The 24,408-nt window shown below is 66.8% G+C and carries 26 protein-coding genes; 8 read left to right on the top strand and 18 right to left on the bottom strand.

The genetic code is table 11. The annotated features are described in order from the left end of the window. Positions 1 to 5 precede the first annotated feature (5 nt). Positions 6 to 488 carry a DUF3237 family protein gene (locus tag OF829_RS15265; protein ID WP_264940964.1) on the bottom strand — a complete coding sequence of 161 codons (483 nt, stop codon included), beginning with the start codon at positions 486 to 488 and terminating at the stop codon, positions 6 to 8. A gap of 107 nt (positions 489 to 595) precedes the next feature. Between OF829_RS15265 and OF829_RS15260 the strand changes: the two genes are divergently transcribed. Then, entirely contained in the window at positions 596 to 1,108 is a 513-nt protein-coding gene (locus OF829_RS15260; protein ID WP_264940963.1) for a MarR family winged helix-turn-helix transcriptional regulator, read from the top strand. A gap of 9 nt (positions 1,109 to 1,117) precedes the next feature. Here the strand turns inward: OF829_RS15260 and OF829_RS15255 are convergent, their stop codons facing one another. Both OF829_RS15255 and mdlC read right to left on the bottom strand, forming a co-directional pair. Further along, the gene (locus OF829_RS15255) at positions 1,118 to 2,041 is read right to left on the bottom strand and encodes a ketopantoate reductase family protein (RefSeq protein ID WP_264940962.1); all 924 of its coding nucleotides are present in this window, start codon (positions 2,039 to 2,041) and stop codon (positions 1,118 to 1,120) included. After that, positions 2,038 to 3,591: a benzoylformate decarboxylase gene (mdlC, locus tag OF829_RS15250; RefSeq protein ID WP_264940961.1), complete on the bottom strand. Its 1,554-nt coding sequence runs from the start codon at positions 3,589 to 3,591 to the stop codon at positions 2,038 to 2,040. The genes OF829_RS15255 and mdlC overlap by 4 nt, the downstream gene beginning before the upstream one ends. An 88-nt stretch (positions 3,592 to 3,679) precedes the next feature. Between mdlC and OF829_RS15245 the strand changes: the two genes are divergently transcribed. Then, the gene (locus OF829_RS15245; RefSeq protein ID WP_264940960.1) at positions 3,680 to 5,131 is read left to right on the top strand and encodes a carotenoid oxygenase family protein; all 1,452 of its coding nucleotides are present in this window, start codon (positions 3,680 to 3,682) and stop codon (positions 5,129 to 5,131) included. A 6-nt stretch (positions 5,132 to 5,137) separates the two neighbouring features. Here OF829_RS15245 and OF829_RS15240 read toward each other — a convergent pair whose 3' ends face one another. The 3 genes from OF829_RS15240 to OF829_RS15230 all read right to left on the bottom strand — a co-directional run bounded on the left by OF829_RS15240 (position 5,138) and on the right by OF829_RS15230 (position 8,546). Further along, positions 5,138 to 6,199 carry an amidohydrolase family protein gene (locus tag OF829_RS15240; RefSeq protein WP_264940959.1) on the bottom strand — a complete coding sequence of 354 codons (1,062 nt, stop codon included), beginning with the start codon at positions 6,197 to 6,199 and terminating at the stop codon, positions 5,138 to 5,140. Further along, complete coding sequence (locus OF829_RS15235) at positions 6,196 to 7,626, bottom strand: NAD-dependent succinate-semialdehyde dehydrogenase (protein ID WP_264940958.1); 1,431 nt, start codon at positions 7,624 to 7,626, stop codon at positions 6,196 to 6,198. Before OF829_RS15235 ends, OF829_RS15240 begins: the two co-directional genes overlap by 4 nt. Positions 7,627 to 7,742: 116 nt before the next feature. After that, positions 7,743 to 8,546 carry an alpha/beta hydrolase gene (locus OF829_RS15230; protein WP_264940957.1) on the bottom strand — a complete coding sequence of 268 codons (804 nt, stop codon included), beginning with the start codon at positions 8,544 to 8,546 and terminating at the stop codon, positions 7,743 to 7,745. Positions 8,547 to 8,609: 63 nt separating this feature from the next. On the opposite strand from OF829_RS15230, the gene OF829_RS15225 reads away from it, so the two are divergent. After that, positions 8,610 to 8,795 (top strand): hypothetical protein, encoded by a 186-nt coding sequence (locus tag OF829_RS15225; protein WP_264940956.1) that lies wholly within the window; start codon positions 8,610 to 8,612, stop codon positions 8,793 to 8,795. A 147-nt stretch (positions 8,796 to 8,942) separates the two neighbouring features. Here OF829_RS15225 and OF829_RS15220 read toward each other — a convergent pair whose 3' ends face one another. The 5 genes from OF829_RS15220 to OF829_RS15200 all read right to left on the bottom strand — a co-directional run bounded on the left by OF829_RS15220 (position 8,943) and on the right by OF829_RS15200 (position 14,001). After that, complete coding sequence (locus tag OF829_RS15220) at positions 8,943 to 9,335, bottom strand: response regulator (protein ID WP_264940955.1); 393 nt, start codon at positions 9,333 to 9,335, stop codon at positions 8,943 to 8,945. Between the two features lie 88 nt (positions 9,336 to 9,423). Further along, entirely contained in the window at positions 9,424 to 10,038 is a 615-nt protein-coding gene (gene fixJ, locus OF829_RS15215; RefSeq protein WP_264940954.1) for a response regulator FixJ, read from the bottom strand. Then, positions 10,031 to 11,548, bottom strand: a complete 1,518-nt coding sequence (locus OF829_RS15210) for a PAS domain-containing sensor histidine kinase (RefSeq protein ID WP_264940953.1) — start codon at positions 11,546 to 11,548, stop codon at positions 10,031 to 10,033. Before OF829_RS15210 ends, fixJ begins: the two co-directional genes overlap by 8 nt. Before the next feature lie 142 nt (positions 11,549 to 11,690). Beyond that, entirely contained in the window at positions 11,691 to 13,565 is a 1,875-nt protein-coding gene (locus tag OF829_RS15205) for an ABC-F family ATP-binding cassette domain-containing protein (RefSeq protein ID WP_264940952.1), read from the bottom strand. A gap of 49 nt (positions 13,566 to 13,614) precedes the next feature. Next, positions 13,615 to 14,001, bottom strand: a complete 387-nt coding sequence (locus OF829_RS15200; protein ID WP_264940951.1) for a hypothetical protein — start codon at positions 13,999 to 14,001, stop codon at positions 13,615 to 13,617. 194 nt (positions 14,002 to 14,195) lie between these two features. Here OF829_RS15200 and OF829_RS15195 point away from each other — a divergent pair, with 194 nt between their 5' ends. Further along, a complete protein-coding gene (locus tag OF829_RS15195; protein WP_264940950.1) occupies positions 14,196 to 14,609 on the top strand; it encodes a holin family protein in 414 nt (137 codons plus the stop codon). Positions 14,610 to 14,652: 43 nt separating this feature from the next. On the opposite strand, the gene OF829_RS15190 is transcribed toward OF829_RS15195, so the two are convergent. Both OF829_RS15190 and OF829_RS15185 read right to left on the bottom strand, forming a co-directional pair. Continuing rightward, entirely contained in the window at positions 14,653 to 15,249 is a 597-nt protein-coding gene (locus OF829_RS15190; RefSeq protein WP_264940949.1) for a Yip1 family protein, read from the bottom strand. 225 nt (positions 15,250 to 15,474) lie between these two features. Beyond that, positions 15,475 to 16,134 (bottom strand): Yip1 family protein, encoded by a 660-nt coding sequence (locus OF829_RS15185; protein ID WP_264940948.1) that lies wholly within the window; start codon positions 16,132 to 16,134, stop codon positions 15,475 to 15,477. A gap of 72 nt (positions 16,135 to 16,206) precedes the next feature. On the opposite strand from OF829_RS15185, the gene hslV reads away from it, so the two are divergent. The 4 genes from hslV (at position 16,207) to OF829_RS15165 (ending at position 21,284) form a co-directional block, all read left to right on the top strand. Further along, a complete protein-coding gene (gene hslV / locus OF829_RS15180; protein ID WP_264940947.1) occupies positions 16,207 to 16,761 on the top strand; it encodes an ATP-dependent protease subunit HslV in 555 nt (184 codons plus the stop codon). A gap of 99 nt (positions 16,762 to 16,860) precedes the next feature. Continuing rightward, positions 16,861 to 18,153: an ATP-dependent protease ATPase subunit HslU gene (hslU, locus tag OF829_RS15175; RefSeq protein WP_264940946.1), complete on the top strand. Its 1,293-nt coding sequence runs from the start codon at positions 16,861 to 16,863 to the stop codon at positions 18,151 to 18,153. Positions 18,154 to 18,298: 145 nt separating this feature from the next. After that, positions 18,299 to 18,922: an outer membrane protein gene (locus OF829_RS15170; RefSeq protein ID WP_264940945.1), complete on the top strand. Its 624-nt coding sequence runs from the start codon at positions 18,299 to 18,301 to the stop codon at positions 18,920 to 18,922. A gap of 235 nt (positions 18,923 to 19,157) precedes the next feature. Continuing rightward, positions 19,158 to 21,284, top strand: a complete 2,127-nt coding sequence (locus OF829_RS15165) for a S9 family peptidase (RefSeq protein ID WP_264940944.1) — start codon at positions 19,158 to 19,160, stop codon at positions 21,282 to 21,284. 41 nt (positions 21,285 to 21,325) lie between these two features. On the opposite strand, the gene OF829_RS15160 is transcribed toward OF829_RS15165, so the two are convergent. From OF829_RS15160 to OF829_RS15140, 5 genes are read right to left on the bottom strand one after another with little or no spacing between them, the layout of a single operon-like run. Beyond that, positions 21,326 to 21,718, bottom strand: a complete 393-nt coding sequence (locus OF829_RS15160) for a hypothetical protein (protein WP_264940943.1) — start codon at positions 21,716 to 21,718, stop codon at positions 21,326 to 21,328. Between the two features lie 5 nt (positions 21,719 to 21,723). Beyond that, complete coding sequence (locus OF829_RS15155; RefSeq protein WP_264940942.1) at positions 21,724 to 22,104, bottom strand: hypothetical protein; 381 nt, start codon at positions 22,102 to 22,104, stop codon at positions 21,724 to 21,726. 39 nt (positions 22,105 to 22,143) lie between these two features. Continuing rightward, entirely contained in the window at positions 22,144 to 22,878 is a 735-nt protein-coding gene (gene gloB / locus OF829_RS15150) for a hydroxyacylglutathione hydrolase (protein ID WP_264940941.1), read from the bottom strand. After that, positions 22,875 to 23,906, bottom strand: coding sequence for an NAD(P)H-dependent flavin oxidoreductase (locus tag OF829_RS15145; protein ID WP_264940940.1), 1,032 nt, complete (start codon positions 23,904 to 23,906; stop codon positions 22,875 to 22,877). Before OF829_RS15145 ends, gloB begins: the two co-directional genes overlap by 4 nt. Position 23,907: 1 nt before the next feature. After that, complete coding sequence (locus OF829_RS15140) at positions 23,908 to 24,324, bottom strand: VOC family protein (RefSeq protein WP_264941089.1); 417 nt, start codon at positions 24,322 to 24,324, stop codon at positions 23,908 to 23,910. Positions 24,325 to 24,408 lie beyond the last annotated feature (84 nt).

Below are 24,408 nucleotides of genomic sequence, written 5' to 3'. Positions count from 1 at the left end.
CCGCCTCACTCGACCATGAAATAATGGATCCGGTTGGCGCCGGGGATCTTCTCCGCGACGCCGACAAAGACGTGCTGCGACAGCCATTCGTGGGGGCCCGCCGGGGCATCGAAGCGCGGGGTGACACGCATATAGTAATCGCCGAATTCGACCGGCTCGTTGCGCCGCATCTTCTCGGCAATCTCTTCGCTGCGCGCCCAGCGATAGCCGCGATTTTCCATATAGATGATCGCGCCGTCATCGGCCTCGAGCAGGTAGCGCGCATCGAAATCGATCACGCCATTGGGGCGCGACAGCGGAAAGTCACCCCCCGACATCGGCACGACGCGCCCGTTGAGCCGGGGTCCCTCCACCACGCCTTCGGCGGCATAGATCGCCGCGCGGGTGTCGCCGCGCACGCCCGGCTTCACCCAATAGGGCTTGGACAGGACGATCGAGATGGTGAAGGCGTGGCTCAGGCCGGGGGCGAAAGGATGGTGTCCGCTCATCGCGCCAGCGTAGAGGCGTAATGAGTTGATTTGTCAACATTGATCCGGCAACAATCCGCCTGGCCCCAAGTGAAGACAGATCGGTTGCAGGGAGCTAAAGGTACGCGATGCAGAACGCTAAATCCCGGGCCGGCGAGGCGCTCCCGGAACCCTCCGACAAGAAGCGGTTCGTGTTCGGACCCTCGCAGATACCCTATCGGATCCTGTTGCTCAGCAAGATGATCGACCGGGTTACTGCGCAGCATGTGCGCGATACTGCCCAGCTGTCGCTCGCCCAGTGGCGGGTGCTGACTCATGTCGAGATGATGGGCAAATGCAGCGCCGCGGAGGTGGCGAGCGTCGCCTATTCGGACCGCGCCGAGGTGAGCCGCGCGATCGCCTCACTCGAGGAACGCGGCCTGATCCAGCGCGAGACCCATCCGCGCAACCGCAAGAGCAGCCTGGTGTCGCTCACCGCCGAGGGCAATGCCGTCCATGCCGGGGTGCGCGGCGAGCGCGGCAAATTCTACGAGCAATGGCTGATGGACCTGGACGATGCGGAACGCGCCGCGCTGGGCGCCGCGCTGGAGAAGATCACCGACCGCATCGTCCTGAGCGCGCCGCATATGTTCGATCTGTAGGGTCGGTGCTCAATACCCCGCCTCGATGATCCGCACGAGATCGCTGAGGGTATCGCAGACCGGAGTCGGCACGCTCGCGCGCCGGCCCTCGGCGCTGATCGCGCCGTTGATCGTCTCGATCTCGCTGCGCCGACCGCCCTCGCGATCCTGCAGCATCGAGGCCTTGTGGCCGCCATGTTCGCGCAGCGCCGCATCGACCTGCGCGACCACGCCGTCGCGATCGATGGCAAGGCCCTTGGCCGCGGCGACCATCGCGGTTTCGTCGACCACGGCAGTGGCGATGCGGCGCCCCGACACATTGTCGATCCCCGCGTTGGGGACCTCGCAGATCATCCCCACGGCATTCAGCGCGGCGTTGAAGGCGAGCTTCTCCCACACCGCCACCGCGATCCGCGGATGCGGGTGGACCGCGAATCGTGCCCGCGCGAGCAGATCGGCGACGCGCGCGACATCGTCGCCGCCCGAATCGCGGAACGCGCCCATCTGAAGGCTGGCAAAGCCGTGCGTCTCGACCGCGCTAGGCCCGGTCAGGTCCGCCGGGATCAGCGCGGTGCCCATCAGCACCCGGTCCGCGCCGAACGCCCCGGCCAGCAACTCGGCATTGCCGATCCCGTTTTGCAGCGTGAGCGCGACCGGATTGAAGCGCCGCAGATGCGTCACCGAAGCGAGCGCCGCCGCACTGTGCATGCCCTTGGTGAAGAGGATCACCAGATCTGCGGGGCCATCGAAATCCTCCGCCCGCGCGGCCTTGACCGCGACCGTGCGGCTGCCGCCATCGTCGGTCAGTGCGATGCCGTTCGCGGCGATGGCCTCGAGCCGGGCGCCGTCGACATCGATCACGGTCACCTCGGCACCCGCCTCCGCCAGCCGCGCGGCGAACAGGCAGCCCATCGCGCCCGCGCCAATCATCGCCACCGATCGGATCGCGGTCATGGGACGATCACCTCGATCAGCGTCGGCCCGGCTTCAGCGAACGACCAGGCCAGCGCCGCGTCCAGCTCCTCGGGCGTGGCGGCCCGACGCGACGGCACGCCATGCCCCTCGCCGATCGCGCGGAAATCGAGCCCCGAAAGGTCGGTCCCCTCCACACGGTCCAGCCCGAAATGGCGGCCGAAATGCTCGAGCGCCTCATAGCGGCGATTGGCCATGACGATCACGCTGATCGGCAGCGCCGCCTTGCTGGCGCTGAACAATGCCTGGATCGAATACATCGCCGATCCGTCGCCCAGCAACGCAATCACCCGCTCGCCCGGCCGGGCCAATGCCACGCCTACCGAAGCGGGCAACGCATAGCCCAGCCCGCCGCCGGCAGTGGTGTAGAAGCTGTCGGGGCGCAGCATCGGCAGCCATTTCTGCATCGCGGGGCGGCTCGACGGGGCCTCCTCGACGATAATGGCGTCGGCGGGGCGCAGCGCGGCGATGCGGGCCATCACCAGCGCGTCGCTCATCTCGACCGGGACCGGGGCGGCGGACCGCCGCGACGCGGGCACCGGCCGCGCTGCGGGGGCCCCGGCGGCGGCGAGATGCGCGAGCGCCATGCCGCTATCGGCGAGGATCGCATTGCCGCCCGGCGCCCAGCTGAGCATCGCGGGATTGTCGTCGATAATCCACAAGGCGGTATCGGGCGGCAGATGCGGCCCCTCGGCCTCGGTATGATAGAGATTGAGCGGCCCGCCCACGGCAATCACCAGATCGTGCGGGGCCAGCCGCGCGACGATCTCCCCCCGGCTCGCGGGCAGGAAGCCCTGGAACAGCGCATGGTCCTCGGGAAAGACGTTGCGCGGGGCGAAGGGCGCGACAAAGACGCTGGCGAGCTGCGCCTCCGCGAGCACGATCGCCGCATCCCACCCACGGTCGCGCGCCACGCCCGCGCCCAGCACCAGCGCCGGGCGCTTCGCCGCGCGCAGCTCGCGCGCGAGCTGGTCGAGCGCGGCACGGTCGCCCGGATTGCCCATGGCGAAGGCGCGCGCGGCAACGGCTTCGCCCGGCCGGTCCCAGTCATCCACGGGGACCGAGACGAAGCACGGCCCGAACGGCGGGGTCATCGCGATGCGATACGCGCGCGCGATCGCCAGCGGCACATCGGCGGCGCGCGCGGGCTCGCACGCCCATTTGACGAAGGGCCGCGGGAATTCGGTCGGCCGCTCGGCATGGAGGAACGGCTCGAACGGCAGGATCGATCGCGCCTGCTGGCCGGCGGTGACGACCAGCGGCGCCTGGTTCTTGAACGCGGTAAACAGATTGCCCGCCGCGTGACCGACCCCCGCCGAGCTGTGCAGATTGACCAGCGCGGCGTTGCGCGTCGCCTGGGCATAGCCATCCGCCATCGCCAGCACGCTGGCTTCCTGGAGGCCCAGGACATAGTCGAAATCTTGCGGGAAATCGCGGAACATCGGCAGTTCGGTCGATCCCGGATTGCCGAACACCCGTGTCATTCCCAGGCTGCGCAACAGGCCGATGGTGATCTCGCGAACGGTCGTCATCCATCGCACTTTAGTTGATTTATCAATAAAGGCTAGGCTATCTGATGCCAGCCGGCGGCGACCGCAGGCGCATTTGAGAGAGGCCCGGATGAGCAGCTTCCCCGACAGTCCCGCGTTCACCGGCTTCAACACGCCGTCGCGAGTCGAGGCCGATGTCTTCGATCTCGCGGTCGAGGGGACGATCCCGCCCGAGATCCACGGCACCTTCTACCGCGTCCAGCCCGACCCCCAGTTTCCGCCACTGCTCGGCAACGATATTCCGTTCAACGGCGACGGCATGATCGCGCGCTTCCATTTCGAGAATGGCCGCGTCCATTTCCGCCAGCGCTGGGCGAAAACCGACAAATGGAAGCTCGAGCATGACGCCGGCCGATCGCTGTTCGGCGCCTATCGCAACCCGCTGACCGACGATCCGGCCGCCAAAGGCACGATCCGCGGCACCGCCAACACCAACGCCTTTCTCCATGGCGGCAGGCTCTATGCCCTCAAGGAAGACAGCCCGGCGCTGGTGATGGACCCGGATACGCTGGAGACGCTCGGCTATACCGATTTCGGCGGAATGACCGGCGAGACCTTCACCGCCCACCCCAAGATCGACCCCGAAACCGGCGACATGATCGGCTTCGGCTATGCCTCAAAGGGCATCTGCACGCGCGACATGACCTATTACGAAGTCGCGCCCGACGGCACGCTCAAGCGCGAGATCTGGTTCGAAAATCCCTATTACTGCATGATGCACGACTTCGCGGTCACCCGCGACTACGCGCTGTTCCATGTCGTCCCGATCGTCAGCAGCTGGGAAAGGCTCGCCGAGGGCAAGCCGCATTTCGGCTTCGACACGACGCTGCCCGTGCATCTGGGCGTGCTGCCCCGACGCGAAGGTGCGACCGCCGCGGACATCCGCTGGTTCACCACCGAGAATTGCTTCGCCAGCCATGTGATGAACGCCTTTCAGGAGGGCGACCGCATTCATTTCGACACGCCGGTGGCGAAGAACAACATGTTCCCCTTCTTCCCCGACGTGCACGGCGCACCGTTCAACCCGATGGAATCGGCGAGCTTCCTCACCCGCTGGACGGTCGACATGGCCTCCAATTCGGACGCGTTCGAAAGCCGGACCCGGCTGACCGATATGGCCGGCGAGTTCCCCCGCATCGACGACCGCTATCAGGGGCTGCCCTATCGCTATGGCTGGCTGCTGGTGATCGACCCCACCAAGCCGGTCGAGCTCAAGGGCGGGAGCGCGGGCGGCGCGGTGATGAACACGCTGGGGATGGTCGACCACGAGACCGGCACTGAGCAGAGCTGGTGGTGCGGCCCCGTCTCGAGCCTTCAGGAACCCTGCTTCATTCCGCGCGGCCCCGATGCTCCCGAAGGCGATGGCTGGATCGTGATGATCTGCAACCGGCTGGAGGACCGCGCCAGCGACCTGCTGCTGTTCGATGCGACCGATATCGCCAAGGGCCCGATCGCCAGCGCGCGGATTCCGGTGCGGATGCGCTTCGGCCTGCACGGCAACTGGCTGCCTGCCGCCGCGTGATCCGGTTCAGCCCGCGCTGAACCCGAACACCCGCTCGGCATTGGTCTGCATCAGCTTGCGCAGCGTCGCGGGCGGCAGATCGAGATTGTCGTGCGTGCGCACTTCGTCCGCCACATATTGATAGGGATAGTCCATCGCATACATCACGCGATCCTCGCCCATCACCTCGATGCACAGCTTGATCGCGGGCTCCCAGGGCAGGCCGCTGGTGGTGACGATCATATTCTCGCGCATGCAGGCGATCAGGTCCTTCTTGAGCGGCTTGAGCCGCTCGTAGCGCCCCGAGCGCACCCCCGCCTGGTGCATGAAGTTCAGCCGGAACAGCCAATAGGGCAGCGCCTCGCCGCCATGGCCCGAGATGATCTGGAGATCGGGATAGCGGTCGAAGATGCCGGTGGTCATCAGCCGCAGCAGATGCATGCCCGTCTCGACCCCGAACCCGTAGATCGCGCCGTCCAGCCCGGCCTCGAGCAGTGGATCGATCATCGAATCGGGTGGCGATTGCGGATGGATGTAGAGCGGCTGCCCGGTCTCGGCGAGCGCGCGGAAGATCGGGTCGAAGAAAGGCTCGTCGAGATAGCGGCCCTGGGTGTGGCTGTTCACCATCACCCCCTTGAAGCCCAATTCGTCCTTGCCGCGCCGGATCTCGGCGGCGGACCATTCGGGGTCCTGCGGGGCGATGCTGGTCAGGCCGACATAGCGCGTCGGGTGCCGCTCGACCGCGGCGGCCAGCTGATCGTTGGCGCGGGTAACGATCCCCCTCGCTTCCTCCGCCTCGAAGGGCTGGCCGCCGGGCGATGTCAGCGCCAGCACCGCCACGTCGATCCCCGTGGCGTCCATATCGGCGATGCGGCGATCGTCGAGATCGACCAGCCTCTCCATGATCTTCATCGCGCGTTCGGACGGCGACTGGGCGTAAAAGCCCCAGAGCGAGGTCATCCCCTTGTCGGCGCGGCCTTCGCGGATCAGCCGCAAAAAGCCGTCAATCTGCTCGCGCGTGGCAAAGGCTTCCTCGGTGGCGACGCGCAGATAGCCGCGGCCGCCGCCGGTTTCGAGCATATGGGTCATCCTTCGTGCACCGCCTTTGTGATGAGGCAGGCCTGGAGGCCTTCCATGCCGTCCTCGCTGCCATGGCCGGACCATTTGACTCCGCCGAACGGCGAGTCCGCGCCGCCGATCATCGATGTGTTGACCCCGACCATCCCCGCCTCGATCTCGCGCGCGACGCGCTTCTGCCGCCGCGAATCCTCGGTCCAGAGATAGGCTGCGAGGCCGTAGGGCAGCCGGTTCGCCTCGGCGAGCATCGCTTCCTCGTCGCGATAGGGGTTGATGATCGCCACCGGGCCGAACGGCTCCTCGTTCATCACCTGCGCGTCCACCGGGACCTCGCTCAGCACCGTCGGCGCGAAGAAAAAGCCCTGATTGCCGATCCGCTGCCCGCCGGTGTCCAGCCGGCCGCCCTGCGCGACCGCGTCGGCGACCAGCCGCTCCATCGCCTCGGGCCGCCGGGCATTGGCCATCGGCCCCATCTGCGACGCCGGATCGAGCCCGCCGCCGACGCGCAGGTTCCGCGCGCGCTCGATGAAACCGTCGCGAAAGCGCGCGAACACGTCCTGCTGCACGATATAGCGCGTCGGCGAGACGCAGACCTGCCCGGCATTGCGCCATTTGGACGTCGCCATCGTATCGAGCGCGCGGGTGACATCGGCATCGTCGAACACCAGCACCGGGCCGTGCCCGCCCAGCTCCATGGTGGTGCGCTTCATGTCCTCGGCGGCGAGCTTGGTCAGATGCCTGCCGACCGAAGTCGATCCGGTGAAGCTCAGCTTGCGGATCACCGGCGAGGCGAGCAGGTGGCGCGAAACCTCGTCGGGAACGCCGAACACCGACTGCGCCACCCCGTTCGGCAGCCCCGCATCGATCAGGCATTGCAGCACGCCAAGCGCCGATGCGGGCGTCTCCTCGGCCGCCTTGAGGATCACCGAACAGCCCGCCGCGATCGGTGCGCCGAGCTTGCGCCCGGGATTGCCCGCCGGGAAATTCCACGGCGCGAAGGCAGCGACTGGGCCCACCGGCTCATGCGTCACGATCGAGCGCTGTTCCGATCCGCGCACCAGCATGCGGCCATAGATGCGCTGGCACTCGCCCGCGTAGAAGGCGAACAGCCCGGCGACCATCATCACTTCGATGCGCGCTTCGGCGAGGGTCTTGCCCTCCTCGAGCGTCATCGTCCGGGCGAGGGCGTCGGCGCGTTCGTGGAGCAGCCGCGCCGCGCCGTTCAGAACGCCTGCGCGCTGCTGCGGCGTCGAATGGCGCCACTCGCGATAGCTGCGCGCGGCGGCATCGAGCGCGCGGTCGAGATCGGCGGCGTCGGCCAGCGGCAGCTCGCCCAGTATCTCGCCATTCGCCGGATTGACGACGGGAAACACCCGCCGTGCCCCGCGCCCCACTCGCTCGCCATCGATGTGCAGGCAAAGATCCGCGTAAGGCTCCACTCTTCCTCTCCAGCGCTGTTCTCGACGACGGGCGATGCGCGTCCGCACCTCGATAGCGCGGTTGCAATCTGTATGGAAGACATACAATTATGCGCAGGGCCGGCGGTAGCCCGGTCTTACGGCGCGAAGCCCCGCACCGCAGCGCCGAGCGGATTCGCGCCGTCGCCCAGCTCGCCGAGAATCGAGAAATGATCCGCGCCCGGCACGACGATCTGCCGCGCATCATTGCCCGCCGCGGCCCAGGCCTCGCCCATGCGGCGAGTCTGCGCGCGGAAACCCGCAGTTTCCTCCTCGCCAACCGCGAAGAGCGCCGGCGGCGAATCCGGCGCGACCCGGAACAGCGGCGACGCCTGTCGCGCGGCCTGTTCGTCGAGCGCGAGCCGGTCGTTGATGCTCGTCCCGATCAGCGGAACCAGATCGAAGACGCCGCTGATCGAGACGATTCCCGCAACCCGCCAGCCCTGGCCCCGCGCCGCCATCCCGATCTCGACCGCGATCTGCGCCCCCGCCGAATGTCCCGCGAGCACGATCGGCGCGTCGCCCAGCAGCACGACGATCCGCGGCATCCCCGCCAGCGTCGCCGCGACGATCTCGGCTACGCCCACCTCGGGGCAGAGCGGATAATTGACCAGCGCGACGTCGAACCCGTCCGCGGTCAGCGGCGGCGCGATGAAGCGGAACCCGCTCTTGTCGCGCGACTGCCAATAGCCCGCGTGCAGATAGAGGATCGTCGCGCGCGGCGGCGTCAGGCTGCGGAACAGGTCGAGCGTCTGGCGCGGATGCGGGCCATAGCGCAGATCGAGCGACGCCCCCTCCTCCACCGCCGCCGCGCTCGCCGCCGCGTAGCGCTCGAACAAGGCCGGATGGCTCGCCCTCAGCTGGCCGTCGAAATAATCATGCTGGGCGGAGGTGGCGGTCATCGGTGTCAGGATTACCGCGCGCCACCCCAAAAGCGATGCAGCAATGCTTTAGCGGAGTCAGTCGTGGCTTCCCGGTATGGCACCGGAAGCGCGGTGGCGAAGGTCGGCGACGGGAGGATGGGGGTCAATATGTGGCTCGCGGACGAAAGTGATCTTGCGGGGATCGAGCTGCGCTTTCCCGACGGCAAGGCCTGGGCCGGCGAGGGCGCGTTCGGCTATGTCCGCGAGGGGCGCATCCGGGGGGCCTAGGATCAGACCCATCTTCCCCAAGTCGTCATCCCGGCGAAAGCCGGGCCCCAGAGCCAAGCAGGTCACCCTCGTGACCCTGGGTCCCGGCTTTCGCCGGGATGACGCAGGTGGTTCGGTCTTGCCGGATCAAATTCCGAAGACCCGCCGTCACGCCCCGCCCGGGCCCTCCGGCCCCTCGGTCAGCGCCGCGATCAATTCGTGGCGTGCGAGCGGCTTTTCGAGCACCGCATGGTAGCCGGTCTCGCGTGCCAGCTCGGCGACCGCGTCCGAAACCCTCGCCGTGATCAGCACCGCGCGCCCCGGCCACCCGGCCCGCCGCAGCACCGCGAGCAATTCGATGCCGTCGCCATCCTGCAGATAATAATCGGCAACGAGCAGGTCATAGTCCGCCGGCGCCAGCTTCATCGCTGAGCCGGCAAGCGCATGCGCCCGGACGTCGAAGCCGTTCCATTCAAGCAGAAGCTGCAACGAACGCCGCACGCCCTCGTCATCCTCGACCAGGAGGACGGTGAGACCGCGTGGGGCGATTCGCGAGGCCATTCGAACGGGGTTCCCGGTGCTGGATCAGGCACCCGATTCTGCCACGCCTCCCCCACCCCGGTCTGTACGTGATGTTCCCAAGGGGTTCCTACGCCGCGAGCCCCGCCGCGAAGGCGATCCGCAACGCCTCCGAAAGGCTGCGCGCCTTGAGCTTGCCCATCAGATTGGCGCGGTGGACCTCCACCGTGCGCGGGCTGATGCCCAGATCATAGGCGATCGTCTTGTTCGGATGCCCGCGTACCAGCCCGCGCAGCACATCCTGCTCGCGCGGGCTGAGCACGCCGATGCGGACCTCCGCGTCGCGCTGGGCCTGATCCGAATCCTGGTCGTGCGCCAGCCGGCCGAACGCGGTGGCGATCGCCTCGAGCAGATGATCCTTCTCGAACGGCTTTTCGAGGAAATCGACCGCGCCCGCCTTCATCGCCTGCACGGCGATACCGATATCGCCATGCCCGGTCAGCACGATCACCGGCATCGTCACCCCGCGCGCATTGAGTTCGCGCTGCACCTCGAGCCCGTCCATCTCGGGCATGCGGATGTCGAGCAGCACGCAGCCGGGCTCGGCACGCTTCGCCTCGCCCAGAAAGGCGACGCCCGAGGGGTAGGTGCGCGTTTCGAACCCCGAGGTCCGAAGCAGGAAGCTCGCCGATTTCCGGATCGACTCCTCGTCGTCCACGATATGGACGAGTTGCGCTTCACTCATCGATCTCCTCCCCATCCGCGCTCATGATCGTGAACTGGAACACGGTGCCGCCGCCCTCGCGCGGCTCCGCCCAGATCCGGCCGCCATGCGCCTCCACGATTGTCCGGCAGATCGACAGGCCCAGACCCATCCCCTGCTCCTTGGTACTCGCAAATGCCTCGAACAATTGCGCCTGCACTTCGTCCGCGATCCCGCTGCCGGTGTCCGCCACGCTGATCCGCACCATGCCCTGCAAATCGCGCGCGGTAGTCACCGTGATCTCGCGCACCGCGCCCTCGCCGATCGCGTCGACCGCGTTGCGCAGCAGATTGACGATCACCTGCTGGATCTGGACACGGTCGGCGACGACCTTCTCGATGGCGGGATCGATCTTGAAGATCGTTCTCACGCTGCGCTCGCGTGCGCCCATCAGCGCCAGCCGCGAGGCTTCGTCGATCATGTCGGGCAGATTCTCGACGCGCTGCTCGACCTCGCCGCGCGCCACGAAGTCGCGCAGCCGCCTCACGATATTCCCCGCACGCAACGCTTCCTTGGCGGCCTCGGAGACCGCCTCCTGGAGCAGGTCGACCGGCGGCGCCCCGTCGCGTCCGAGCAGGTCGGAAGCGGCGTGCGTATAGTTGGCGATCGCGGTCAGCGGCTGATTGAGTTCGTGCGCCAGAGTCGACGCCATCGTCCCCATCGCGCTCACCCGCGCGACATGGATCAGCTCGGACTGGAGCTCCTGCAGCTTGAATTCGGCGCGCTGCTCCTCGCTCAGGTCGCGGATGAAGCCCGTGAAGATGCGGCGCCCGTCGCTGCTCGCCTCGCCCACCGACAGCTCCATCGGAAACTGCGTCCCGTCGCGGCGCTGCGCGACGATGATCCGGCCGATCCCGATGATCCGCCGCTCGCCGGTCGAACGGTAGCGCGAGAGATACTGGTCGTGCCGGTCGTGATCGGGATTGGGCATCAGCATCTTGACGTTGCGCCCGATCACATCGGCTTCGGACCATCCGAACAGCTTTTCAGCCGCCGCGCTGAACGACAGCATCGTCCCCAGCTCGTCGATCACCACCATCGCGCTCGGCACCGTCGCCAGGATCGAGCGGACATGGAGTTCGCTATGCGCCAGCGCCTGCTCGGCCGCCTTGCGCGCGGTGATATCGACGATGCTCAGCCCGAACCCGCGCAGACTGCCGTCCGGGTTTCGCAGCGCGACGATCGTCGTATCGGCAGCGAATTCGGAACCGTCTTTGCGGACCCGCCAGCCCTCGGAGCGCTGCGGGCCATTGTCCGCGGCGGCGGCGCGCTCGAGCGCGGGCAGCCCCGCGGTGAGGTCGCCGATCGGATAGAGGCGATCAGCCGGCTCGCCGGCAATCTCGTCCCGCCCCCACCCCATCAGCGTCTCGGCGCCTTTCAGCCAGGCGGTCACCCGCCCTTCAGCGTCGGTCAGGAGCACAGCCCGGTCGGTGGCGCTTTCGACGAAGAGCGCAAGATCCTCGGCAAGCGTGCCGAGGCGGGGAGGAGCCATTTGTGTGTCCACAATGTTTCCAGACTGATCAGGATTAAGCCTGTTTGCAGCCTGCGCAAGGTTATTTCTCGCCCGGCAAAATACCTAGGCCAGCCGGGGTTCGATCAGTCCAAAATGGACCGAATATCAGCGCCTTGCAGCCTCAAGCTGCAATGGCTTCCAGCGCCTCGCTGGCCTCGAGCCACGCCACTTCCGCCGCCTCGATCTTGGTCTCCAGCGCGGCGCGGCGCTTCATCAGCTCGGTCATCGTCAACCCCGCCAGCGCCGTGTCCGCAGTGCCGGGATCGAACATCGCCCGGTCGATCGCGCTGCGCTGCTCGGTGAGCTTCGCCAGCTCGGCCTCCGCCGCCTTGGCCGCCTTGCGCAAGACCGTGCCCAGCTCGCGCGCCTGCGCCGCCGCGCGCCGCGCGTCCTTCTTGCTGGCCTTGCCGTCGCCGCTTTTGGCCGCGTCGCTGGCATCCTTGGCGAGCACGAAGGCGATATAATCGTCGAGCGAGCCGTCGAATTCCTTCGCGGTCCCGCCATCGACGAGCACCAGCCGGTCCGCGGTCATCTCGAGCATGTGCCGGTCATGGCTGACGATCACCACCGCGCCCGAATATTCGTTGAGCGCCTGGACCAGCGCCTCGCGCGCATCGACGTCGAGATGGTTGGTCGGCTCGTCGAGGATCAGCATGTGCGGCGCGTCGCGGGTGATCAGCGCCAGCGCCAGCCGCGCGCGCTCGCCGCCCGAAAGCTTGCCGACCTGCGTCGTCGCCTTGTTCCCCGCAAAGCCGAACCGCCCCAATTGCGCACGCACCGCGCCCTGGGTCGCGCCCTTCATCAGCACGGTCATATGCTGGAGCGGAGTCTCGCTCGGCTCGAGTTCCTCGACCTGATACTGGGTGAAATAGCCCACCCGCATCTTGCCCGAGGCGTTCATCGCCCCGTCCATCGGCGCCAGCTGCGCCGCGAGCAGCCGCGCCAGCGTGGTCTTGCCGTTGCCGTTGCGGCCAAGCAGCGCGATCCGGTCGTCGGGATCGAGCCGCAGGTTGAGCTTCCGCAATATCTCGACCTCGCCGTAACCGACGCTCGCCATATCGAGCGTGATCAGCGGCGGGCGCAGCTCGTCGGGGCTCGGGAAATCGAAATGGAGCGAGGGATCGTCGAGCAGCTCGGCGATCGGCTGCATTCTCGCAAGGGCTTTGGCGCGCGACTGCGCCTGCTTCGCGGTCGAGGCGCGCGCCGAGTTGCGGCGGACATAGTCCTCGAGCTTCTCGCGCTCGGCCTGCTGCTTGGCCCGGGCCGAGGCGAGCTGCGCCTGCCGCTCGGCGCGCTGCCGCTCGAACGCGTCATAGCCGCCCGGATAGAGGGTCAGCTTGCCGCGATCCAAATGCAGGATGTGATCGACGACATTGTTGAGGAAGTCGCGCTCATGGCTGACGATCAGGATCGTCGCGGGATAGGAAACGAGGAAATCCTCGAGCCACAGCACCGCTTCGAGATCGAGATGGTTCGAAGGCTCGTCGAGCAGGAGCAATTCGGGCTGCGAGAAGAGCAGGCTGGCGAGCGCCACCCGCATCCGCCACCCGCCCGAGAAACTGTCGAGCGGCCGGTGCTGCGCTTCCTCGTCGAAGCCGAGCCCGACCAGGATCCGGGCGGCGCGCGACGGCGCCGAATGCGCGTCGATCGCGTTCAGCCGCTCGTGCAACTCGCCCAGCCGGTCGGGGTCATGGCTATGCTCGGCCTCGTCGAGCAGCGCCGCGCGCTCGGTGTCCGCCGCCAGCACCGTCTCGAACGGCGTCGCGGTCCCGGCCGGGGCCTCCTGCGCGATATAGCCGATCCGCGATCCCCGCGGCATGTCGACCGACCCCGTATCGGGCTCGAGCTGGCTCGCCACTACCTTGACGAGCGTGGTCTTGCCCGCCCCGTTGCGCCCGATCAGCCCGACGCGGGACTTGGGCGGCAGCTTGGCGGTCGCGCCGTCGATGATCGTGCGTCCGCCGAGGCGCACCGTGATGTCGGTCAGGTTGAGCATGATGGCGCGCGCCTAGCAGGGGCTGGTGCGCACGCCTAGTGTGCGGCGATCAGGCCGCGCGCCTTTTCGACGCCGCGTGGAACAACGCCGCCGATACCAGCCACAGCGCACTGAAGACGCCACCGAACAGCAGGGCCCTGAACGAAGCGTCGGGCACCCTCGCGACCACCGGCGCGGTCGCGGTGGCGATGCTCAGCGACGTCTGCATGGCCGCGACGCCAACCATGGTCCACGCCATGCCGGCCGCCCGGAACCAGGCAGCGAATCCGCCCACCATCGCCGCCATGATCACCAGGAAAAAGCCCATGCCGCTGCCGTCATCGCGAACGATGCTGGTCCACACGGTCAGCAGCGACGTCACCACCGCCACCGCGACCCCCGCACGATAGGACAGGGCGCCGCTCCCGGCGCTTTCGCTCGATTCGATCATCTGCATGCCTCCGTTGCCAATCCAGATCGCGTTCCTACACCGGCCCCGTGCAGGGACGATGCAGGCGATGAGGAGCGCCGGAGGAATCGACTCTTCAGGCCCGCGTTATGCATGCCCAGAGAAGAACCTAAACGGATTTCAAGCTTTCCTACAGATAACCATATAGGTTATTCCATCGCCCTCAACCGAAGGAGGGACACATGGGCATCATCGAAGGACTGATCGGACCAATCGCCGGGATCATCGACAAGATCATCCCGGACCCCAAGGCGCGCGACGCGGCCAAGCTCAGGCTGCTCGAACTGCAGGGCAGCCAGGAACTGGAAGCTACCCGCACCCAGCTCAGCGCGATCGTCGTGGAGGCGCAATCGGCCGATCCCTGGACCAGCCGGGCGCGGCCGAGCTTCCTCTACGTCATGTACGCGCTACTGCTCTGGGCGATCCCGATGGGCCTTATCGGCGCGTTCCGCCCCGACATGGCGCACGCCATCGCCGCGAACATGAACGCCTATCTCGCCGGCATCCCCGAGCCGCTCTACGCACTCTTCGGCACCGGCTATCTCGGCTACACCGCCGCGCGCCAATGGGGGAAGATCAAGGGCGTCGACAAATGACGCCCGGATGGCGGGGCCGGCACACGCCCGGCCCCGCCCGGCCTCACATTCTGAGTCCGGTGATCGGCGACCCCATGAACGCGACCATGATCGCGCCCGTCACCAGGTTGATCGTCCACATCACCAGGATCGCGACCACGATCGTGACGACGACATAGCCCACCGCCTTGTCGGGCGGCGACTTCATCAGGATCGGCAGCCCGATATAGAGGAGATAGAGGCTGTAGACCCCTGCAACCAAGCCGAGGATTCCGAGCATCGGAATGATCGCGAAGATCCCGCCGATATAGGCTGCCGTCATCGCATAGGCGAACGCCTTGAGTGCCTGCACCGGGTTCTTCTGCCCGCCAAAGCTGGGCGCCAGCGCATCGATGATCAGCGAGACGACATAGGCCGAGACCAAAGCGAGCACATAGGAGATCACCGCCGAACCGATCAGCCACGTCATCGACGGCCGGATGATCAGCCCGCCGAAACCGCTGAAGAACAGCGACATGCCGATCAGGCCCGCCACCGGCCCGATCGCCGCCAGCGGTACGACCCATCCGGTCATGATCCCGCTCACCGTCATCGGCTCGGCGTCGATCCGTTGGAACTCGTTCTTGGGGTCCATCAGGATCGCCTTGATGCGCCCGATCATTCCGCCTGGTGGTGCTGATGCCATCGATATGCCCTCCATTCTCGTTGGAATAGCCAACCGGCCGGCGGGGGGACTGGAGCCGCAAGCGCGGCGCCGCGACGCTCCTCCCGGGGGCCACGCGGCAAGGCGGGACCCGATGGATGCCGACGGGACCACCCTAGGGGCCCCGCGCCGCAGCCGCAATGGTTACCCCGGCCCAAGCCCTTTTATGGTCCCAAGCCCCTTTTACGGCGGCGTGTAATTATAGGCGGCGTCGGGAAATTCGGGCGTGAAGCTGTCCTTCGACAAAATCACCGCGATCGTCAGTGCGATCGTCAGCCCGATCGTCGCGAGCAGGGTCACCACGGTGAAGACCAGCGCCTTGCGCCGCGTCACATGCATCAGCGTGGGTAGCCCGGCGAAGATCAGATAGAGGCTGTAGAGCCCCAGCGCCTCGAACCATTCGAGCCGCGGCACCAGCGCGAAGCCGCCCGAAAGGAACGCCGCAGTCCCGCCATAGGCCGCCACCTTCATCGCCTGGGTCCGGTGCCCGCGCCCGCCGAAATAGACCGCCAGTCCCGAGATCATCCGCGCGAGCAGCCACACCCCGGCAAGCGTCAGCAGCCAGGTCACCGCCGCCTCGGTCAGCGCCGTCTGGATCGGCGGACGCATGTCGGCGCCATATTGGTTGCGCCCGAACAGCTGCGATCCGACCAGCTTGGCGACCGGCCCCACCGCGGCGAGCGGCGCCACCCAGCGCACCATCAGCCCGCGGATCGTGTCTTCCTCGGTCTCGATCACCGCCCATTCGGCGCGCGGCTCGGCCAATATGCCCCAGAGGCGCGCGATCCAGGGCCGCTCGCGGGGCACGCGCGCCTCTTCGGCCGGCGGATTTCCACTGTCCATGCGGGGCGTAACGCTCAAAGGCCGAAAAGTGGCCGATTGCAGACGCGGAACGACCTCCCCATATCGCCGCGCATGAGCGGAAACAGCAACGCGTGGCACGGCACGACCATTCTCTCCGTGCGCAAATCGGGCAAGGTGGTGATCGCGGGCGACGGCCAGGTATCGGCCGGCAACACCGTGATGAAGCCCAATGCCCGCAAGGTCCGCCCCTTGGGCGACGGCTCGGTGATCGCCGGGTTCGCCGGCGCCACCGCCGACGCCTTCACCCTGTTCGAGCGGCTCGAGGCCAAGCTCGAGCGGCACAGCGGCCAGCTGATGCGCGCCGCGGTCGAGCTCGCCAAGGACTGGCGCACCGACAAATATCTCCGCAACCTCGAAGCGATGCTGATCGTCGCCGACAAGGAGGTGACGTTGGTGGTGACCGGAAACGGCGACGTGCTCGAACCCGAAGGCGGCGTCGCGGCGATCGGTTCGGGGGGCAATTTCGCCCTCGCCGCCGCGCGGGCGCTGGTTGATTATGAGACTGATGCCGAGAAGATCGCGCGCCAGGCGATGAAGATCGCGGGCGAACTCTGCGTCTACACCAACGACCGGCTGACCGTGGAAAGCATGGACTCAGCCACCTGATCCCCCTCCGTTCGTGTCGAGCGAAGTCGAGACACTGTGACGAATACCCACCAGAGTTTCTCGACTTCGCTCGAAACGAACGGATTTTCCTGGATTCCCATGAACGACAATCTGACCCCCAAGACCATCGTCGCCGCGCTCGACGCGCACATCATCGGCCAGAAGGATGCCAAGAAGGCCGTCGCGGTGGCGCTGCGCAACCGCTGGCGCCGCCAGCAGCTCTCGGCCGATCTGCGCGACGAGGTGACGCCCAAGAACATATTGATGATCGGGCCCACCGGCTGCGGCAAGACCGAGATCAGCCGCCGCCTGGCGAAGCTCGCCGACGCGCCCTTCGTCAAGGTCGAGGCGACCAAGTTCACCGAGGTCGGCTATGTCGGCCGCGACGTCGAGCAGATCGCGCGCGACCTGGTCGAGGAAGCGATCCGCCTCGAGAAGGAGCGCCGCCGCGCCGCCGTGAAGGACAAGGCCGAGGAGGCCGCGATGCAGCGCCTGCTCGACGCGCTCACCGGCAAGGACAGCTCGACCGCCACGCGCGAGGCCTTCAAGCAGCGCTTCAACGACGGCATGCTCGACAATACCGAGATCGAGATCGAGATCGAGCAGGCCCAGCAGCTGCCGTTCGAGATCCCGGGTTCGGGCGCGCAGATGATCAATCTGGGCGAGATGATGAAGGGCTTCGGCGCCCCGCCGCTCAAGAAGCGCAAGATGAGCGTCCCCGCCGCCTGGACCAAATTGGTCGAGGAAGAGGCCGACAAGCGCCTCGACCAGGACGAGGTCAGCCGCGTCGCGTTGGCCGATGCCGAGGCCAACGGCATCGTCTTCCTCGACGAGATCGACAAGATCGCGGTCTCGGACGTGCGCGGCGGCTCGGTCAGCCGCGAGGGCGTCCAACGCGACCTGTTGCCGCTGATCGAAGGCACCACCGTCGCCACGAAGTACGGCCCGATGAAGACCGACCATATCCTCTTCATCGCGAGCGGCGCGTTCCACGTCGCCAAGCCCAGCGACCTGCTCCCCGAACTCCAGGGCCGCCTCCCCATCCGCGTCGAATTGAAGGCGCTGACCGAGGAGGATTTCGTCGCGATCCTCTCCGACACCAAGGCCAGCCTCGTCGCCCAGTACGGTGCGTTGCTCGGCACCGAAGGCGTGACGATCGACTTCACCGACACCGGCATCCGCGCGGTCGCGAAGATCGCCGCCGAGGTGAATGCCGAGATCGAGAATATCGGCGCGCGCCGCCTCCAGACCGTCATGGAGAAGCTGCTCGAAGAGGTCAGTTTCGACGCCGAGGACCGCAAGGGCGAATCGCTGACGATCGACGCAGCCTATGTCGAAAGCCAGCTCGCCAGCATCGCGCGCAACACCGATCTCAGTCGTTACGTATTGTGAACGACCGCTGAATAAAACTGTTGCGACTTGGCAACATCTATTTGTAATTCCAGCGTAATTACAGCCGTAATCGGTTAATTCCCCCTCGCCGAACGGAGATTGACGGGTTAACCGGTGCCCCTCTTCAAAGAGGAGTTGGGGACGAATGAAGAAGATGATTTTTGCAGCCGCGATCGCTTTGTGCGCGGCAACGCCGGCTTTCGCGCAGGACGAGGACAAGTCGTCCGAGGCGAGCCAGTTCAACGGCGTGTCGGTCGCCGCCATCGGCGGCATCGATGTGCTGACGATCCAGGAAAACAACGCCGCCGACAGTACGCGCGGCCTCGTTTACGGCGGCTCGATCGGCTATGATCATGCCGCGGGCAAGGTCGTGATCGGCGTCCAGGCCGAGATCACCAGCTCGCAAGCCTCGTACAAGATCGACAATCTGCTGGTGAACGGCGATCATTTCCGCTCGGAAGCGGGCCGCGACATCTATGGCGGCGTCCGCGTCGGCATGCCCGCGGGCAAGACCTTGCTCTATATCGGCGGCGGCTATGTCAATTCGCAGCTGACCTCGGTCTACACCTCGGGCGCCTCGACCACCGAGCAGACCGAGAACAAGGGCGGCTTCCGCGTCAGCCTGGGCGCCGAATATCAGTCGAAGCGCGTCTTCGGCCGGCTCGAGATGCGCTACCAGGATCTCGGCGACTATACGGTGTTCACCTTCCCGACCGGGTTCGCGCGCACCCACACCCAGATCGTCGCCGGCGTCGGCGTCCGTTTCTGAGGAATTACGGGCCGGGGGCATCATGCTCCCGGCCCTCTCGCTTTCCGGATTGAGGGGTTCGCTCGAACCCAGCCGTCATCCCGGCGAAAGCCGGGACCCAGAGCCAGGCAGGCCATCGCTTGCGGCCCTGGGTCCCGGCTTTCGCCGGGATGACGATTCAATTTGAGCCCCTCGCACCCCGCCTTCGGTCGTGCCACACAGGCGCATTCCGATTCGTCTTATGCGGGGTTTGCTCATGAAGAAGCTGCTTGTCGCCGCGCTTGCCGGGGCGCTGCTCGCGCCGGTCGCGATCGCCCAGATCGTTCCGAACCCGCCCATGGCTGCCCAGCGGCCGCACAGCGTCAAGGCCCCGTTCGGCGCCACCCGCAACGACGAGTATTACTGGCTCCGCGACGATACGCGGAAGAACCCCGAGATGCTCGCCTATCTCGCCGCCGAGAACGCCTATGCCGATGCGGTGCTCGCCCCCGGCAAGGGCCTCGCCGACACCGTCTATGGCGAGATCGTGAGCCATATCAAACAGGATGACAGCTCGGTCCCGGTGCTGCGCCACGGCTATTACTATTACCGCCGCTTCGATACCGGCGCCGATTATGCCATCACCGCCCGGCGCAAGGGATCGATGGACGCCCCCGAAGAGGTGATCTTCGACGGCCCCGCCATGGCCAGGGGCAAGGGCTTTTTCCAGATCGGCGGCTATGACGTGTCGCGCGACAACCGCTATATCGCCTATGCCGAGGACACGGTCGGCCGCCGCCAATATGTGATGCGGATCAAGGACCTCCAGACCGGCGCAACGCTCGCCGACACCATCCCCAACATGCAGGGCAGCCCCGTCTGGTCCGACGACGGCAAGTCGCTCTATTATGTCGACAAGGATCCGGTGACCCTGCTCTCGAAGCGCATCAAGGTCCATGCCGTCGGCACCCCCGCGAGCGCCGACAAGACCGTCTATTCGGAGGCCGACGACAGCTTCTATATCGGCATCGGCCGCACCACCGACGACAAGTTCATCTGCATCGCCATGGAATCGACGGTCAGCAGCGAGGCGAAATGCACCTCCGCGGCCAGGCCCGGCGCCTTCACCAGCCTCGCGGCGCGCCAGCGCGACTTCGAATATAACGCCGATCATGTCGGCGGCCGCTGGATCATCCGCACCAACTGGAATGCGAAGAACTGGAAGCTGATGACGGTGCCCGATGCCCATGCCGCGCACGGCCGCGCGATGTGGAAGGACCTGGTGCCCGTCGACGAGAAGGTGTTCATCGAGGATTTCCAGCCCTTCAACGGCTTCATCGCGATCGAGGAGCGTTCGGGCGGCAACAAGCGCATCCGCATCCTCACCGATGCCGGCAAGTCGAGCTTCCTCGACGCCGACGAGCCCGCCTACACGATGGGCCTCACTGGCAATGCCGAGCCCGACACGGCCTGGGTCCGCTACGACTATGACTCGCTGGTGACCCCCACCACCACCTATGAAACCAATGTCCAGACCGGCGAGCGCCGCACGCTCAAGGTCCAGCCCGTCCCCGGCTACGACCCCTCCAAATACGTCACCGAACGCGTCTGGGCTCCCGCGCGCGATGGCACGCTGATCCCGGTCAGCCTCGTCTACGCCAAGGGCTTCAGGAAGGACGGCAGCGCGGCGATGCTCCAGGAAGCCTATGGCAGCTATGGCTCGTCGTCCGACCCCGGCTTCTCGACGCTCAACCCGAGCCTGCTCGACCGCGGCATGGTCTATGCCATCGCGCATATCCGCGGCGGACAGGAAATGGGCCGCGCCTGGTATGACGACGGCCATCTGCTCCACAAGAAGAACAGCTTCACCGACTTTATCGACGTCACCCGTTACCTCGTGAAGCAGGGCTATGCCGCCCCCGGCCGCGTCGCCGCGCTCGGCGGCAGCGCCGGTGGGCTGCTGATGGGCGCTGTCGCGAACATGGCACCGCAGGATTATGGCGTGATCGTCGCCCAGGTGCCGTTCGTCGATGTCGTCACCACCATGCTCGACGCCAGCATCCCGCTCACCACCAACGAATATGACGAATGGGGCAACCCCGCGCAGAAGCCGTTCTACGACTACATGCTCAGCTACTCGCCCTATGACAATGTCAGCCACCAGGCCTATCCGGCGATGTATGTCGGCACCGGGCTATGGGACAGCCAGGTCCAATATTACGAGCCCGCCAAATGGGTCGCCCGCCTGCGCGCCCGCGCCATCCCGGGCAAGCCGCTCGTGTTCCGCGTCAACATGGAAGCCGGTCATGGCGGCAAGTCGGGCCGCTTCGAGCGCTACAAGCAGGAGGCGGAATGGACCGCCTTCATGCTGATGCAGTTGGGGGTGGCTCCGACGGTGCAATAGTCTGTCACATCATCCTGGCGAAAGCCGGGATGATGGTCAGTTTACTTCCGATACGGCGTGAACTTCCCGAACCGGCAATGGGGCCCCGGAATGCTCATCCCCGGCTCGATCACGCGGAAGCTGTCGTTCTGGCAGATCTGGCCGCCATTCACCTCGACGATCAGCGTGTTCCCGCTCTCCATCCCGCGGCATTCGCTGGGCAGGTCGTTGCGCCACACCGTCCGCCCCTCGCGATAGAGCAGGGTCTTGTGATCGATCAGTTGCGGCCCGCTGACGTTGGTCGCGCTGACACAGGTCACCGGCTCGCCCGGAGTCAGCCCCTTGAGCGCATCGGCCAGGTCGCGGTCGGCGCGTGTCACGCTCTGCGACTGAAAGCTCGCGCCCGAGGTCGCGGCCACCAGCGCCATCGCGGGCAGGATCATCCAGCGGTTCATGGCCGTCACCTCGCCTTGGTATAAGGGGTGAACTCGCCGAGCGAGCAGACCCCGGTGAAATGCCCGCCCGAACGGTCGTGCGTCTCGACCACGTCGCCACGGCAATATTGGCTCATCGTGGTGCGCGTGACGAGGATGTCGTCGCGCTTCGCCAGTCCTTCGCAGCCGCCATTGGTCTCGGTGCGCCAGACCTTGTTGCGGCCCTGGATGTACAGGAAGGTGTTCCCATAGCCCTTCACCTGGGTGACGTCGCGCTGGGAGATGCAGCTCACCGCCTTGCCGGGCGTGAGCCCTTCGAGCCTCTGCTCGAGCGTCTGCTCGGGCGCGGCCGCGGTGAGGGTGAAGGCCGACGCGATCAGGATCGCGGGCACGGCATAGCGGATCATCGGAATTCTCCTCTCAAGCCCTTGACCGATATAATGGCTTCAGCCGCGGAATACATCCTTGGCCGCACGCCTTTCAGCTAACACCGCCGAAGATTGCGCGCGCATGAACGGATTGGTCGCCAGCTCGGCGCCGATGGTGGTCGGCACCGTCGCCTCGCCCGCCGCACGCGCGCGGTCCACCTCCGCCATCCGCGCCTTGAGCGCTTGGTTTTCCGGCTCGGCGACGAGCGCATAGCGCCCGTTCGACTGGGTGTATTCGTGCGCGCAATAGACCCCGGTTTCGGGCAGCAGCGTCGCCAGCCGCTGCATGTTGGCGAACATCTGCTCCGCCGTCCCCTCGAACAGCCGCCCGCATCCCATCGCGAACAGCGTATCGCCGACGAACACCACCGCGTCGTCGGCGAAATGATAGGCGATATGCCCCGCGGTATGCGCGGGCACCTCCATCACCACCGCCTTGTGCTCGCCCAGCATCACCGTGTCGCCTTCGCGCACCAGCCGGTCCGCGGTCGGAATCTTCGCGGCTTCGGCGGCGGGCGCGATCACCTCGCACCCCGTCTTGGCCTTGATCCCGGCATTGCCGCCGGTGTGATCGGGGTGCCAATGCGTGTTCCAGATCGCGGTGATCGGCCAGCCGCGCCTGTCGGCCTCCTCGAGTACCGCATCGGCGACCGCGGGATCGACCACCATCGTCTCGGCGGTATCGGCGTCATGGACCAGCCAGACATAATTGTCGGTCAGCGCCGGAATGCGGACGATCTGGAGCGGGCTCATGGCGTCTCCTCTAGCAGCGCCAGCGCCTCGGCGGCCAGCCTTTCGGTCAGCGCCTGCGCCGACATCGGCCGCACGCGCGGCACTCCCGTCCCTGCCCAGAGCGGCGAATAATCCCCCCGCCCCTCCGCCTCGGCTTTCGCGCGCAGCGGGGCCAGCGCGTTCGAGGCATAAGGATATACCGGAGCTTCCGGCCGCATCGCCCCCAGCTCGCGCATCAGCCGGTTGCGGATCCCCCGCGCCTCGCGCCCGGAAAAGAGGTTGGTGAATTCGGTGTCGGCCCCGGTCCCCAGCAGCGCGCGGAACGGCGCCGAGATCAGGCTCTCGGGGCAGGCGAGATAGGCCGTCCCGATCTGCACCGCTTCTGCCCCGGCGCCGAGCGCAGCAACGATCCCCGCGCCATCGGCGATCCCGCCCGCCGCGATCACCGGCACGTCGATCGGCTCGGCCAGCAGCCCCGCCAGCGGCGTCGGCCGGTGCCCGTCGAGGAACCACCCCGCATGCCCGCCCGCCTCGGCCCCCTGCGCGATCACCGCATCCACGCCCCGCGCGGCCAGCCAGCGCATCTCGTCGCGCGTCGTCGCATTGCCGAACACCATCGCCCCGCTCGCCCGCACCCGCGCGAGCAGTCCCGCCTCGGGCAGCCCGAAATGGAAGCTCACAACCTCGGGCTTCACCGCTTCGACCACCGCGCACATCGCATCATCGAACGGCCGCCGCAGCGGCGGAGGATCGCCTTCGCTCACCCCTTCCGCGGCATGATAGGGCGCCAGCAGCGCCCGCCACGCGCGCTCGTCCGGCGGCTCGCCCAGCGTGTGGCAGAAGAAATTGAGGTTGAGCGGGCCCTGTGCCGCGGTCAGCACTTCGCCCGCCTGCACGATCGCCTGGGCCGGGGTCAGCATCCCGCACGGGAGCGATCCCATCGCCCCGCCGCGCATCGCGCCCACCGCCAGCGCCACCCCGCCGGCCCCGGCCATCGGCGCCTGGACGATCGGAACGCGCGCGCCCAGATCCTCCAGCAGCCGGCTCATCTCACCATTCGCCCACATTGGGCATCGACGCCCAGGGCTCGGCGACGGGCAGGTTCTCACCCTTCTGGAGCAATTCGATCGAGATATTGTCGGGCGTCCGCACGAACGCCATCCGGCCCTCGCGCGGCGGACGGTTGATCGTCACCCCGCCCTCCATCAGCCGCCGGCACGCCGCATAGACATCGTCCACCTGATAGGCGAGATGCCCGAAATTGCGCCCGCCGCCATAGGGCTCCGGGTCCCAATTATGGGTGAGCTCGACCTGCGCCTCCTCATCCCCCGGTGCCGCCATGAAGATGAGGGTGAACCGCCCCTTCTCGCTGTCGATCCGCCGGATTTCCTTCAGGCCGAGCAGCTCGAAGAACGCCACCGTCGCCACCGGGTCGGTCACGCGGATCATCGTGTGGAGATATTTGATCATGGGGGAGGAAATAGGGGCGCGGCGGCGCTTTCGCCAGCCTTCCGTGCTCCGGCGAAGGCCGGAGCCCCGGCCTCACTCGAC

The organism is Sphingomonas caeni, assembly GCF_026013415.1.
GTDB classification, from domain to species: Bacteria; Pseudomonadota; Alphaproteobacteria; order Sphingomonadales; family Sphingomonadaceae; genus Sphingomonas; species Sphingomonas caeni.
The sequence above is the reverse complement of the archived record's forward strand: the minus strand, read 5'-3'. Positions and strand labels throughout refer to the sequence as shown.